We start from the raw sequence: 465 nt of genomic DNA on the forward strand, positions 1-465 counted from the left end.
TGCTGTCCGGGGCGGACCTGTCCGGCGCGAGGGTTCGCGAGGTCAGCGCGGACCGGATGGTCGCCCGTGGGGCCAGCCTCGATGGCATCCAGGTTATAGGTGGGACGCTTGCTGGGGCGGACCTGACCGGTGCGGATCTGCGTGGTGCCCGCCTGGTCGACACGGATCTGACCGGCGCGGTACTGACGGGGAGCCGGTGGTCGCGGGCGGCGATTCTCGGTGGGCGCCTCGGTTCGGCCCGGGACGCGCCCGAGCTGGCCGTGGCGGCGGTGGCCGGGCGGGATCCCGCGCAGGTGATGGCGCGGTCGGCCTCCTCATCGCAGTACGCGGTCGCCTTCTCCCCCGACACCACCATGATCGCCTCCGGGGGTGACGATGGCATGGTCCGGTTGTGGGACACCACGACCGGCCGGGAACTACGCACCCTGACCGGCCACACCGGCCGGGTGTGGTCGGTGGAGTTCT

The 465-nt window shown here is 72.5% G+C and carries 1 protein-coding gene; it reads left to right on the forward strand.

Translation table 11 applies throughout. From position 1 onward, the window contains the following. On the forward strand, positions 1-465 hold a 465-nt coding region (locus tag MJ783_RS20985; protein ID WP_239313060.1), incomplete at both ends, for a WD40 repeat domain-containing protein.

It is taken from the genome of Protofrankia sp. Cj3 (assembly GCF_917627355.1).
In the GTDB taxonomy this organism is placed as follows: Bacteria; Actinomycetota; Actinomycetes; order Frankiales; family Frankiaceae; genus Protofrankia.